Below are 12,865 nucleotides of genomic sequence, written 5' to 3' on the forward strand. Positions count from 1 at the left end.
GGCACCAATCCCCTAAAGGAGCCCCAGCAGATAGGTTCCGTAGCCGCTTTTCACGAGCGGCTCGGCCCTGGCCCGCAGCTCGTCGTCACTGAGGAAGCCCTGCCGCCACGCGATTTCCTCCGGCGCACCGATGATCAGCCCCTGCCGCTTTTGGACGGTCCGGACAAAATTTGATGCGTCATTGAGGTCGTCGAAGGTGCCGGTGTCCAGCCACGCTGTTCCCCGGGGGAGGATCTCGACGTGCAGCTTGTCCAGGCCGAGATACGCCTTGTTGACGTCCGTGATTTCGAGTTCGCCACGGGGCGACGGCTTTAGTTCCCGGGCGATCTCCACGACGTCATTGTCGTAGAAGTAGAGTCCGGGCACCGCGTAGTTGCTCTTTGGCTGCGCGGGTTTCTCGTCCAGGGTCAGCACGCGGCCGGCACTGTCGAACTCGACGACGCCGTAGGCGCCAGGATCGCTGACCCAGTAGCCAAATACTGACCCCCCGTCCACGTCAACGTACTTGCCGAGCTGGGCACCCATTCCGGGGCCATAGAAGATGTTGTCGCCGAGGACGAGGGCCACGGAATCGTCGCCGATGTGTTCCTGGCCAAGGATGAAGGCCTGGGCGAGCCCGTCCGGAGACGGCTGAACCTTGTACGTGATGCAGACCCCGAACTGCGAACCGTCACCGAGCAACCGGCGGAACGGTTCAGAGTCGTGTGGAGCCGTGATCACCAGGATGTCCCTGATTCCGGCCAGGATGAGGGTGGACAGCGGATAGTAGATCATTGGCTTGTCATACACCGGGACCAGCTGCTTGCTGATGCCAAAGGTAATCGGATGCAGCCGTGATCCGGTTCCCCCGGCCAGAATGATTCCGCGCATGGGCACATCTTTTATGTTTCTTGGAACAATCGCAACAGGTAGGGTCTGACTCATGCAGCGACTACTCGTCACAGGGGGCGCAGGCTTCATCGGCGCCAGTTTCGTCCACCATGTCATGACGCAGGGGCGGGACCATGTGACGGTCCTGGACAAGCTCACCTACGCCGGCAACCTGGATTCGCTCGCCGGCCTTCCGGGGGAGCGCTTCGAGTTCGTCAAGGGAGACATTTGTGACGCAGGCCTGGTCGACGGGCTGGTGGCCGGCTGCGACGTTGTGGTGCACTACGCCGCGGAGTCGCACAACGACAACTCCCTGCAGGATCCGCGCCCATTCCTCGACACCAACATCATCGGCACGTACACGCTGATCGAGGCGGCGCGGAAGCACGGCAAGCGTTTCCACCACATCTCCACGGACGAGGTCTACGGGGACTTGGAGCTGGACGATCCGGCGCGGTTCACGGAGAGCACGCCGTACAACCCCTCCAGCCCGTACTCGTCGACGAAGGCCGGCTCCGACCTGCTGGTCCGGGCCTGGGTGCGGTCCTTCGGGCTGCAGGCAACCATCAGCAACTGCTCGAACAACTACGGGCCGTACCAGCACGTGGAGAAGTTCATTCCGCGCCAGATCACCAACGTAATCGACGGGATCCGCCCCAAGCTGTACGGCAAGGGCGAGAACGTCCGCGACTGGATCCACGCGAACGACCACTCCTCCGCCGTCCTGGCCATCATCGCCAAGGGCCGGATCGGCGAGACGTACCTGATCGGCGCCGACGGCGAGAAGAACAACAAGGACGTCGTCGAATTGATCCTCAAGCACATGGGCCAGACGCCGGACGCCTACGACCACGTCGTGGACCGGGCAGGCCACGACCTCCGCTACGCGATCGACTCCTCCAAGCTTCGTGACGAGCTCGGCTGGGAGCCCCGCTTCTCCAACTTCGACGCCGGCCTGGAGGACACGATTCGCTGGTACCGGGACAACGAGGACTGGTGGCGGCCCCAAAAAGCGGCCACGGAAGCCAAGTACACGGAACAGGGCCAGTAGACGATGCCGGCCGAGTTCTCGAAGAAGCTCACAGCCCACGAAACCCCGATTCCCGGCGTCGTTCTCTATGACCTTCCGGTCCACGGTGACAACCGGGGCTGGTTCAAGGAGAACTGGCAGCGGGAAAAGATGGTGGCCCTGGGCCTGCCCGACTTCCGGCCGGTGCAGAACAACATCTCGTTCAACGAAAAAGCCGGCACCACCCGGGGCATCCATGCCGAGCCGTGGGACAAATTCATCTCCGTTGCCACGGGCCGGATATTCGGTGCCTGGGTTGACCTGCGCGAGGGCCCGTCGTTCGGCGCCGTGTTCACCGCCGAGATGGATCCCAGCCAGGCCATCTTCATCCCCCGGGGGGTGGGCAACGCCTTCCAGACCCTGGAGGACAACACCGCCTACACCTACCTCGTCAACGACCACTGGTCCGCCGACGCCCAGGGCCAGTACACGTTCCTGAACCTCGCCGACGAGACCGCGGCCATCGCCTGGCCGATCCCGCTGGACCGGGCCGAGCTCTCGGACAAGGACAAGGTGCACCCGCGCCTGGCGGACGTCACCCCGATGCCTCCGAAGAAGCTTCTGGTAGTTGGCGCTGACGGCCAGCTCGGCAAGGCGCTGCGGAAACTGTACGACGGCGACTCCGCCGTCGAGTTCGCCGGCCGGGCCGAATTTGATCTGGGCAGCGAAGCCGCCTTCACTTCACGGAACTGGAAGAACTACTCCACGATCGTCAACGCTGCGGCCTATACGGCCGTCGACGCCGCCGAGACCCCCGATGGCCGCAGGGCCGCCTGGGCGGTCAACGTCACCGCCGTCGCCCGCCTGGCCCGGACCGCCGTCGAACATGACCTGGTCCTGGTGCACGTCTCCTCCGACTACGTCTTTGACGGCACCAGTGAAGTCCACGACGAGGACGAGTCCCTGTCACCGCTGGGCGTGTACGGCCAGACCAAAGCCGCGGGGGACTCCGTGGTCAGCGTGGTTCCCCGGCACTACATTGTGCGGACCAGTTGGGTCATCGGGGACGGCAGCAATTTCGTCCGGACCATGGCTTCGCTGGCCGAACGCGGCATCGCCCCGTCCGTTGTCAACGACCAGACGGGCCGGCTCAGCTTCACCGACGACATCGCCGGCGGAATCCGGCACTTGCTCTCAAGCGGGGCACCCTTTGGCACCTACAACCTCAGCAACGACGGAGATCCGCAGTCCTGGCAGGCCATCGCGGCGGATGTGTTCGAACTCACCGGGAGGGCACGTACGGCTGTGACCGGCGTCAGCACGGCGGAGTACTTCCAGGGCAAGAGCGCCTCCCCGAGGCCGCAGAACAGCACCCTGGAACTGGGCAAGCTGGCGGCCCAGGGTTTCCACCCTCCGGCGGCTGCGACGCGGCTCCGGGACTACCTTGGCCTGGATGTCCACACACACCCAAAGGACGCCGACGTCACACCGCCGCGGTAGCGTAGGGCTGTGCCAGAACGCCTGAATGAACCGCCCCTGACCGCCTCGCCACAGAACGCTTCACCACAGACTGCCCCGCCCCTGACCGTCGCGGAGCTCTCCGAGTCCCAGCTCCTGGAGCGCATCTTTCCGCGCCTGCATTACGGCCAGGAACACAACCCGTCGCTGATCCTGGGGCCAGGCGACGACGCCGCCATCGTGGCCGCACCGGACGGCCGGGCCGTCCTCAGCATCGACACCCAGGTGGCGGACCAGGACTTCCGGCTGGAGTGGAACAACGGCTACCGGACCACCGGCTACGACGTCGGCTGGAAGGCCGCCGCGCAGAACCTCAGCGACATCAACGCCATGGGTGCCCGGGCCACCTCGCTCGTTGTCAGCCTCACGATGCCCCCGGAAACCCGCGTCGCCTGGGTGGAGGACTTCGCCGACGGGCTCTCGGCGGCGATCCGGGAGCTGGGCGCCCCGGACTGCGCCGTGGCCGGCGGAGACCTTGGCCGGGGCCGCGAACTGGCCGTCAGCGTGGCAATCCTCGGCACCCTGGACGGCGGGGCCGCCGTGCTGCGCTCCGGCGCCCGCCCGGGGGACACCCTCGCGCTGGCCGGCACCGTGGGGCGCGCCGCGGCGGGTCTCGCGCTGCTTGAATCGGCAACACCCCTCGAGGCGCTGGGCCAGGAACAGCGCGAGCTGCTGGACACCCAGTGCCGGCCCCAGCCCCCGCTCGCGGCCGGCCCGCTGGCCCGGGACTCCGGGGCCACGGGCATGATGGACATTTCCGACGGGCTGGTCCGCGACGGCACCCGGATGGCGTCCGCGAGCCACGTGGTCCTGAACCTGAACGCAGCGGTATTGAAGGAACTGGCGGCTCCGCTCCTGCCCGCCGCAGAACTGCTCGGCGCGGATCCGATGGCCTGGGTCCTGGGCGGCGGGGAGGACCACGGGCTGCTGGCCACATTCCCCCCGGACGTTCAGCTGCCTCACGGTTTCACTGCGATAGGCTCGGTAGAAGCCCCTGCACCAACGGACAGCACGGGCGTCAAAATAGCGGGCAGGCCCGCTGACACTGTGGGATGGGATCACTTTGCAGACTAAAATTGCCGCCAACGCGCAAGCGATGAAGCGGTGGTTGAGCAAGGCAGAAACAACCCTTGGAAACCACAGCGACCGCCTGAACGCCATCAACATCTTTCCCGTCGCCGACGGCGACACCGGCACCAACCTTTACCTGACGGTGCGCGCCGCCGCCCGGGCACTCCAGAGCCTGGATACCGCCGCGTTGCCGCAGATCAGCCCGGATTCGCCGGTGCATGCGGTCGGCCCGCCGGATCCGGCCCAGAACGACGTCGGCGCCGTCCTCGCCCAGGCGGGCCAGACCGCCATGGAACAGGCCCGCGGCAACTCCGGGACGCTGTTCGCCGTGTTCCTCTGCGCCGCCGCCGAGCCCCTCGCAGGCCACCACCGGCTGAGCGCTCCGCTGCTGGCCGCCGCGCTCAACCGGGCCCAGCTCCGGGCCTGGTCCGCGTTGAGCGACCCGGTACCCGGAACCATGCTCTCCGTGATGGAAGCCGCCGCCCGCGCCGCGGCCGCCGTCGACTCGGCGCACGACGGCGACGACAGCAACCACACCCTTGGCCTGGCGCTGGACGCCGCGGTGGAAGCCGCCGCCGCGGCTGTGGTGCGCACCGAAGACCAGCTGGAGGCCCTGCACAACGCCCACGTGGTGGATGCCGGCGGCGTCGGAATGCTGCTGATCCTCGACTGCCTCCGCTCCGCCGTCCTCGGCGAGGAACTTCAGGACCAGCTGCTGGACGGACTGCACGGCTACAACGTCCAGGACCCGCACATCCACGCCGGCATGCCGCGGGACGAGGGCGTGGAAGTCATGTGCACCATCACTCTTTCCCCGCTCGACGCCGCCATGATGCGCCAGCGGCTCGACGAAATGGGCGACTCCGTCATAATGAGCCAGGTCGGCGGGGCCCCCGACGATTCCGGCGCCTACCGCTGGCGGGTCCACGTCCATGTGCCCGACGCCGAGCCGGCCGTCACCCTGATCCGTTCCCTCGGTGTGCCCTCGGACATCAGCATCAGCGAGCTTGCCGTGCCGGAGAACCCGGACGGACATGGACGCTGAACTTCACCTGGGCCTGGAGCGCCGGATTGGCAAGCGTTCCGCGGCGGTCATTGAAAAGCACCTCGGCATCACCACGGTCGGCGGGCTGCTGAATTATTTCCCCCGCCGCTACCTGAACCGCGGCGAACTCACGCCCATCAGCGAGGTCCCGCTCGATGAGGAAGTGACGCTCATTGCCCGCGTCGTCTCCAGCAGCACCCGGTCCATGCGCGCCCGCCGCGGTTCGCTGACCGACGTCGTGATTTCCGACGACGCCGCCTCCCCGGGCACCGGCATGGGCGGCGGCACGCTGAAGGTGAGCTTCTTCAACGGCTTCCGGGCCAAGGCAGAGCTGCAGCCGGGCCGCCGCGCCCTCTTCTCCGGAAAGATCACCCGCTACGCCGGCTCCCTGGGGCTGACCAACCCCGAGTTCCAGCTGCTGGACGAGGACCCGGACATCCCCGGCATGGACCCGGAGACGCTCGCCGCCATGCCCATCCCTGTGTACCCGGCCACGGCCAAGCTGACCAGCTGGTCCATCCAGAAGGTCGTCACCACGCTGCTGGACACCGCGGACCTGGACGCGCTGCCGGACCCGCTGCCGGCCGGGATCGCCGCGCGGGAGAAATTCCTGCCGGTCGCGGACGCGTACCGGCTCATCCACGCCCCGCAGACGCCCCAGGACTGGCAGCGCGCCCGGGACCGGTTCCGCTACCAGGAAGCCCTGGTGCTCCAGTCGGCCCTGGCCCGGCGCCGCGCCCAGCTCGCCGCGGAGGAGGCCACCGCCCGCCGGCCCGTTGCGGAAGGACTGCTGGCCGCCTTCGACCGGCAGCTGCCGTTCACACTGACCGCCGGCCAGGCCGCCGTCGGCAAAACGCTGGCTGCGGAGCTCGCCCAGGACTCGCCGATGAACCGGCTGCTTCAGGGCGAAGTCGGTTCCGGCAAGACGATCGTGGCCCTGCGCGCCATGCTGCAGGTGGTGGATGCCGGGGGACAGGCCGCCCTGCTGGCCCCCACCGAGGTCCTCGCCGCACAGCACTACGAGTCCATCCGCCGCACGCTCGGGCCGTTGTCCCGGGACGGCCTGCTGGGGGGCCTCGGTTCCGACGCAGTCCAGGTCTCGCTGCTGACCGGCTCCATGCCCACCGCCGCCCGGAAGCAGGCCATGCTGGACGCCGCCTCCGGCACCGCCGGGATCGTCATCGGCACCCACGCGCTGCTGAGCGAAAACGTCTCCTTCTACGACCTCGGCCTGATCGTGGTCGATGAACAGCACCGCTTCGGCGTCGAACAGCGGGACGTGCTCCGGTCCAAGGCGAGCAAGCCCCCGCACCTGCTGGTCATGACCGCCACCCCGATCCCGCGGACCGTGGCCATGACCGTGTTCGGGGACCTCGAGACCTCCATCCTGGACGAGCTCCCCGCCGGCCGCGCGCCGATCACCACGCACGTCGTGGGGCTTGCCGAGCACCCCGCCTGGCTCGGCCGGCTCTGGAGCCGCTCCAGGGAGGAGATCGACGCCGGCCACCAGGTCTATGTGGTCTGCCCCAAGATCGGCACCGACGACGACGGCGACTTCAGCCCCGGGGAGGCCGAACCGTCCGCCGCGGACCTCGAAGGCGACAACGGGGCGCGCGAACTGGCGTCGGTGACCGGCGTCGTCGAACAGCTCCGGGACGAACCGGCTCTGGCCGGCGTGACGGTGGCCCCGCTGCACGGCCGGCAGGACCCGGTGCTGAAGGCCGAGACCATGGCGTCCTTCACGGCCAACCAGACCAAGCTCCTGGTCTCCACCACGGTGATCGAAGTGGGCGTGGACGTCCACAACGCCACGCTCATGGTGATCCTGGACGCGGACCGCTTCGGCATCTCCCAGCTCCACCAGCTCCGCGGCCGGGTGGGCCGCGGCGGCCTGCCGGGCACCTGCCTGCTCGTGACCACGCTGGAGCCGGGCCACCCGAGCCGCCGCCGGCTCGAAGCCGTGGCTGCCACCACCGACGGCTTCGAGCTCTCCCAGGAGGACCTCAAGCTGCGCCGTGAAGGCGACATCCTGGGCGCCTCCCAGTCCGGCGGCCGGTCCACCCTGAAGCTGCTCCGGGTCCTTGAACACGAGGACGTGATCGCCCGGGCGCGGCAGGATGCCTGGCAGATCGTCGGCGGCGACCCGTCCCTGGGCGCCCACCCCGGACTCGCCGCGGCAATCGACGAATACCTCAATCCGGAAAAGGAGGCGTTCCTTGAACGCGGCTAACAGAATCCAGGCACCACCGGAGGCTCGGCCATGAGCCGCATCATTGCCGGCGCCGCGGGCGGAACCACCCTGGTCAGCGTTCCCGGATCGTTGACGCGCCCGACGACGGACCGGGTCAAGGAAGCGCTCTTCTCCCGGCTGGACGCCTTCGAAGTCATTGCGGACGCCCGCGTGCTGGATCTCTACGCCGGCTCCGGGTCGCTCGGCGTGGAAAGCGCCAGCCGCGGCGCGACGGCCGTGGACCTGGTGGAATTCGACGGCAAGGCCAGCGAGGTGTGCCAGCGGAACGCGGACCTCGTCAACACCGTCGCACGGCGCAAGGTGGTTTCCGTGCACCGTTCCAAGGTCGAATCTTTCCTGGACCGGACCCAGCCCGGGGTCCAGTGGGACCTCGTCTTCCTTGATCCGCCCTACCCGCTCGACGAACCCGCTTTGGCCGGGGTGCTGGCCAAGCTGCTCCCGCACCTGGCCGAGGGCGCCGTCGTCGTCGTGGAGCGTTCCTCCCGGGCTCCCGAACCCTCATGGCCGGACGGACTGGAGCGGTTCGCGGAACGCAAGTACGGGGAAACGAAGCTCTGGTTCGCCGAACCCGGCGTGGACGAGAGCCCGATGGACGGGCCGGATCAGGCAGGGGACCCCGAGGGTATCTAGTCCCGCCCCGCCGGAGCCCGGACATGCCCCGCGCCGGGGCCGGCGGATGGACATAGTCCGCTTATGTCCACTCCCGGGCGCAAAGACTGGACATGTCCTCCCGGGGGAGCAGTTGGGCCACCCGGACTATCCGGCGAGGGCATCCAGCGCGACGCCGGAGAGCACCTTCGCGGGGTGCGGACCGCGGGCGGTGAGCGCCGCGGTCCACATCTCGGGCCACGGCCCCTGCGTCCCGGTCAGGATGATGTTGCCGGGATACCGGCCGCTGAACATGCCGGCCTCGGCGAAGGCGGCGACGTCGGCCACCGCCCGGCGCAGCGCGGCCACCTGGCTCCGGACCAGTGTGAGTCCCGGCTCATCGCCCACATTGACGATCAACACGCCCCGCGCGGTCAACTTCGCCGCGGCCTCGAGATAGAACTCCGTGCAGGCGATGTGTTCCGGCGCCTCGGGCCCGGAGAAAATATCCAGGATCACGACGTCGAAGCGCAGCTCCGCGGGCAGCTCGGCCAAGGCGTCCCGGGCGTCGCCGAAAAGGGTGCGCAGCTCGGTGCCGTCGGGCAGGGGGAGCTGCTGCAGCACGAAGTCCAGCAGCTCCCGTTCCAGCTCCACGGCGTACTGCACGGACCCCGGCCGGGTGGCCTGGATATAGCGGGCCAGCGTCAGCGCCCCGGCCCCGAGATGGAGGGCCGTGATGGGTTCGCCCCACGGCGCCGCGAGATCCACCACGTGGCCGATCCTGCGCAGGTACTCGTAGAAGATGTCCGAGGGATCCGAGAGATTGACGTGGGACTGTTCCGCCCCGCCAATGCTGAGCACAAAACCGCCCTCGGTGAAGGCGTCGGGCTCGATCGTGGCGTGCTGGCCGGTGGTGCGCAGGAAACGGGAGGCTGCGGGCGTGTCCGCCATCAGAGGATGTCGCGGAGTGTCGCGAGCCGTTCGGCGGCTTCCTGCAGGACGTCAATCCTCTTGCAGAATGCGAACCGCAGCAGGCTCCTGGTGCGTTCGGCGCCTTCCGGGTGGCAAAACACGGACACCGGAATCGCAGCAACGCCCACGAGCGCGGGCAGCCGGCGGGCCAGGTCCAGTGCGTCGGTGATGCCCAGGGGCGCGGTGTCCACGTTCACGAAGTACGTCCCCTGCGGGGTGAAGACGTCCAGCCCGGCGGCGCGCAGGCCCTCGCTGAGGATGTCGCGTTTGAGCTGGAGGGTGTCGGCGATGCCGGCGTAAAACTCATCCGGCAGGGCGAGCCCGGCCGCGATGGCGCTCTGGAACGGGGTGCCGGAGCTGTAGCTCAGGAACTGCTTGACGGTGCGGGCAGCCGCGACCAGGTGCTCCGGGCCGCAGAGCCACCCGATCTTCCAGCCGGTAAAAGAGAAGGTCTTCCCGGCGGAGGAGATAGTCAACGTGCGCTCCGCGGCGCCCGGCAGGGTGGCAACCGGGATGTGGCGGACACCGAACGTGAGGTGTTCGTAGACCTCGTCGCTGATGATCACGGCGTCATGCCGGGCGGCGAGCTCCACGACGCGTTCCAGCACCTCGCGGGGGAACACCGCGCCGGTGGGGTTGTGCGGGTTGTTGAGCAGCACCACCCTGGTGCGGCTGCTGAACGCCGCTTCGAGGGCGTCCAGGTCCGGCAGGAAATCCGGGGCCAGCAGCGGGGCCGTGACATGGCGGGCGCCGGAGAGGCCGATGATCGCGCCGTAGGAGTCGTAGAACGGCTCGAAGGTGATGACCTCATCGCCGGGGCCCACCAGCGCGAGCAGCGAGGCGGCAATGGCCTCGGTGGCGCCGGTGGTGACGATGATCTCCGTCTGCGGATCCGGTTTCAGGCCGTAGAAGCGCTCCTGGTGGAAAGAGATGGCCTCGCGCAGCTCCAGGATGCCCTTGCCGGGGGCGTACTGGTTGGCCCCGGCGGCGATGGCGGCCTGCGCGGCAGCCTTGATCTCCACCGGGCCGTCCTCATCCGGGAAACCCTGGCCCAGGTTGATGGCGCCGGTCTGGAGCGCGAGGGTGGTCATTTCCTCGAAGATCGTCACGCCGAGGGTGCCGTCGGGGGAGAGCAGGTTGGCGCCGGTCGCAGTCCGCTGCCAAGGGAATTGCAGAGGGGAGTTCATCGGGTACCCGCCTTCTGGTCCCGCCCGGTGAACTTGTCCATGGTGGAGTAGATCCCGAAGACCTTACCGCCCACGAAGTCCCAGGCCCGCACGGGCAGCAGGCCGCGCAGGACCTTCCCCAGCTGCGCGGTCGCCGGGGCGATCAGCTGCGGCTGTCCGGCGATGGTGGCCCGCCAGGCCCGGTCCACGGCGTCCTCCGGAGTCATCAGGGGAGTCAGCAGCGGGCCGCGGGCGCCGTCGAACATGCCGGTGGAGATGTAGCTGGGGCAAAACGTCGTGACCTTGAGGTGGCCGTAGCCCTGCTGTTCGAGTTCCAGCCGCAGCGAGTCGCTCCAGCCGATCACGGCCCACTTGGAGGCCGCGTAGACGCTCATCCTCGGGTTGGACACGGTGCCGGCGGCGGAGGCGATGTTCAGGATCCGGCGGGGGCGGCCGGCTTCGGCCATCATGTCCGGGAGGAACGCATGGGTGACGTACATTGGCGCCAGCGCGTTGACGTCCATGGTCAGGGCGATGTCCCGCTCCGGGCTGTGGTCCCAGAAGAGCGCGCCGCGGACGATTCCGGCGTTGTTGACCAGCAGCGTCAGCGGACCTTCCGCCCTGCACTCCGACGCGGCGTCGGCAATCGCCGTGCGGTCGGCGAGGTCCACCTGCCGGACGACGGCGCGCGCCCCGAGGGCGGTGACTTCGGCGGCGGTCTTCGCCAGGCCGTCTGCGTCGACGTCCCAGAGAATCACGACGCCGGCGCCCTCGCGGGCCGCTCGCAGGGCGTACAGGCGGCCCATGCCCATGGCGGCTCCCGTCACGAGGACCACGCCCCCGGACACGGTGAAGGGAATGTTCGATGCTGACATCCCGCCATGTTATCCCGGCCCGCGGCAGCAATACGGTAGGTTCGGAGCATGAGACGCGCCGTATGCCCTGGCTCCTTTGACCCCATCCACAACGGCCACCTGGAAGTCATTGCCAGGGCCGCAGGCCTCTTTGACGAGGTCATCGTGGGCGTCTCCACGAATTACGCCAAAAAATACCGTTTCACGCTCGAAGAGCGGATCGACATGGCCAAGGAAACCCTGGCCTCCCTGCGCGGCATTGTGGTGGAACCGGTGGGGGAGGGACTCCTCGCCGAGTACTGCCGCCAGCGGGGCGTATCCGCGATCGTCAAGGGCCTCCGTTCCTCCTCCGACTTCGACTATGAACTGCCGATGGCGACGATGAACCGGCAGCTCACCGGCGTCGAGACAGTCTTCCTGCCCGCCGAAAGCCACTACCTGCACTTGTCCTCGACCCTGATCAAGGAAGTGTTCACACTCGGCGGCAATGTGTCCGAGTTTGTGCCCCGGTCCGTGCTGAAACGGCTGCACTCCGGCGGGCCGGTCCAGGACTAGCCGCGCAGAGGGTAAGCTTGATCGGTACTCGGCGGCCTGCTGCCGGTTGCGCGGCCCGTTTCGGGGCTGGACTGCGGTGTGAACCGCAGGCGTGCCCCGGTTTGAGTCCGTCCGGAAGATCAGGCTAAGATGGTACGTCGGTCATATGTTCAACAGGAGTTCTCATTAAACGAGATGCTAGTTCGCCCTTGGCGTTCGACGTCAAGGACCTCGGACGCAGTCCGGGAAGCATGCGGACGCTGACGGAACATGTACCCGCACCGAGTGATCTTGGTGTGGCGCTCATTGGCGTGCAGGAAGGCTCGGATGTCGAGCTGGATCTGCGACTGGAGGCCGTACACGAAGGAATTTTGGTATCAGGTACCGCACACGTCGAAGTAACCGGCGAGTGCGGCCGATGCCTGGATCCCCTTGCGTATGACCAAGAGGTCAATGTGCAAGAACTTTTCTTCTACGAGGACGCTGAGTTCTCGGATGAAGAAGACGAAGAAGAGCAACGTCGAGTCGAGCACGATCTAATCGATCTTGAGCCGGTGTTGCGGGACGCAGTTGTAACCATGCTGCCGTTCCAGCCGGTGTGCCGGGAAGACTGCCAGGGCCTTTGCTCCGAATGTGGAGTTCGCCTGGAAGACGAGCCGGGGCATCACCACGAGGTTGTAGATCCTCGCTGGGCTGCCCTAGCTGACTTGGCTAAGCCTGACCGGCAAAACTGATTTGTAAGTGTTGGACTAGAGAGAAATGAGTTAGCCGTGGCTGTCCCGAAGCGGAAAATGTCTCGCTCGAATACCCGCGCCCGCCGCTCCCAGTGGAAGGCAACTGCCCCCCACCTGGTGAAGACTGTCGAGAACGGCCAGGTCACGTACAGCCTGCCGCACCAGGCAAAGGTCGTTACCGACTCGGCTGGCACCGCGCTGTTCCTTGAATACAAGGGCCGCAAGGTCGCAGACGTCTAATCCGCCAACTGGC

13 protein-coding genes are annotated in these 12,865 nt (G+C 67.5%); 9 read left to right on the forward strand and 4 right to left on the reverse strand.

Annotation, left to right across the window (positions count from 1 at the left end; translation table 11 throughout):
- Positions 1-12: 12 nt before the first annotated feature.
- Positions 13-870, reverse strand: a complete 858-nt coding sequence (gene rfbA / locus AC1DF4_RS13155; protein ID WP_476913309.1) for a glucose-1-phosphate thymidylyltransferase RfbA — start codon at positions 868-870, stop codon at positions 13-15.
- 52 nt (positions 871-922) lie between these two features.
- On the opposite strand from rfbA, the gene rfbB reads away from it, so the two are divergent.
- Genes rfbB through rsmD form a run of 6 tightly spaced genes read left to right on the forward strand, consistent with a single transcriptional unit; the run spans position 923 to position 8,394 of the window.
- Complete coding sequence (rfbB, locus tag AC1DF4_RS13160) at positions 923-1,921, forward strand: dTDP-glucose 4,6-dehydratase (protein ID WP_476913310.1); 999 nt, start codon at positions 923-925, stop codon at positions 1,919-1,921.
- A 3-nt stretch (positions 1,922-1,924) separates the two neighbouring features.
- Complete coding sequence (locus tag AC1DF4_RS13165; protein ID WP_476913311.1) at positions 1,925-3,379, forward strand: sugar nucleotide-binding protein; 1,455 nt, start codon at positions 1,925-1,927, stop codon at positions 3,377-3,379.
- Between the two features lie 36 nt (positions 3,380-3,415).
- Positions 3,416-4,471, forward strand: coding sequence for a thiamine-phosphate kinase (locus AC1DF4_RS13170; RefSeq protein WP_476913449.1), 1,056 nt, complete (start codon positions 3,416-3,418; stop codon positions 4,469-4,471).
- 22 nt (positions 4,472-4,493) lie between these two features.
- Positions 4,494-5,513 (forward strand): DAK2 domain-containing protein, encoded by a 1,020-nt coding sequence (locus AC1DF4_RS13175; RefSeq protein WP_476913450.1) that lies wholly within the window; start codon positions 4,494-4,496, stop codon positions 5,511-5,513.
- On the forward strand, positions 5,503-7,743 hold the full coding sequence (locus AC1DF4_RS13180) for an ATP-dependent DNA helicase RecG (RefSeq protein WP_476913312.1): 2,241 nt from the start codon (positions 5,503-5,505) through the stop codon (positions 7,741-7,743). The genes AC1DF4_RS13175 and AC1DF4_RS13180 overlap by 11 nt, the downstream gene beginning before the upstream one ends.
- Before the next feature lie 30 nt (positions 7,744-7,773).
- Positions 7,774-8,394 (forward strand): 16S rRNA (guanine(966)-N(2))-methyltransferase RsmD, encoded by a 621-nt coding sequence (rsmD, locus tag AC1DF4_RS13185; protein ID WP_476913313.1) that lies wholly within the window; start codon positions 7,774-7,776, stop codon positions 8,392-8,394.
- Positions 8,395-8,520: 126 nt separating this feature from the next.
- On the opposite strand, the gene AC1DF4_RS13190 is transcribed toward rsmD, so the two are convergent.
- From AC1DF4_RS13190 to AC1DF4_RS13200, 3 genes are read right to left on the reverse strand one after another with little or no spacing between them, the layout of a single operon-like run.
- A complete protein-coding gene (locus AC1DF4_RS13190) occupies positions 8,521-9,303 on the reverse strand; it encodes a spermidine synthase (protein WP_476913314.1) in 783 nt (260 codons plus the stop codon).
- Entirely contained in the window at positions 9,303-10,511 is a 1,209-nt protein-coding gene (locus tag AC1DF4_RS13195) for an aminotransferase class I/II-fold pyridoxal phosphate-dependent enzyme (RefSeq protein WP_476913315.1), read from the reverse strand. Before AC1DF4_RS13195 ends, AC1DF4_RS13190 begins: the two co-directional genes overlap by 1 nt.
- The gene (locus AC1DF4_RS13200; protein ID WP_476913316.1) at positions 10,508-11,365 is read right to left on the reverse strand and encodes an SDR family NAD(P)-dependent oxidoreductase; all 858 of its coding nucleotides are present in this window, start codon (positions 11,363-11,365) and stop codon (positions 10,508-10,510) included. Before AC1DF4_RS13200 ends, AC1DF4_RS13195 begins: the two co-directional genes overlap by 4 nt.
- A gap of 48 nt (positions 11,366-11,413) precedes the next feature.
- On the opposite strand from AC1DF4_RS13200, the gene coaD reads away from it, so the two are divergent.
- The 3 genes from coaD to rpmF all read left to right on the forward strand — a co-directional run bounded on the left by coaD (position 11,414) and on the right by rpmF (position 12,852).
- The gene (coaD, locus tag AC1DF4_RS13205) at positions 11,414-11,899 is read left to right on the forward strand and encodes a pantetheine-phosphate adenylyltransferase (RefSeq protein ID WP_476913317.1); all 486 of its coding nucleotides are present in this window, start codon (positions 11,414-11,416) and stop codon (positions 11,897-11,899) included.
- A 188-nt stretch (positions 11,900-12,087) separates the two neighbouring features.
- Positions 12,088-12,612: a YceD family protein gene (locus tag AC1DF4_RS13210; RefSeq protein WP_346926357.1), complete on the forward strand. Its 525-nt coding sequence runs from the start codon at positions 12,088-12,090 to the stop codon at positions 12,610-12,612.
- Between the two features lie 36 nt (positions 12,613-12,648).
- Positions 12,649-12,852: a 50S ribosomal protein L32 gene (gene rpmF, locus AC1DF4_RS13215; protein ID WP_009356569.1), complete on the forward strand. Its 204-nt coding sequence runs from the start codon at positions 12,649-12,651 to the stop codon at positions 12,850-12,852.
- Positions 12,853-12,865 lie beyond the last annotated feature (13 nt).

The sequence above is a fragment of the Arthrobacter sp. 05N429 genome (genome assembly GCF_056397045.1).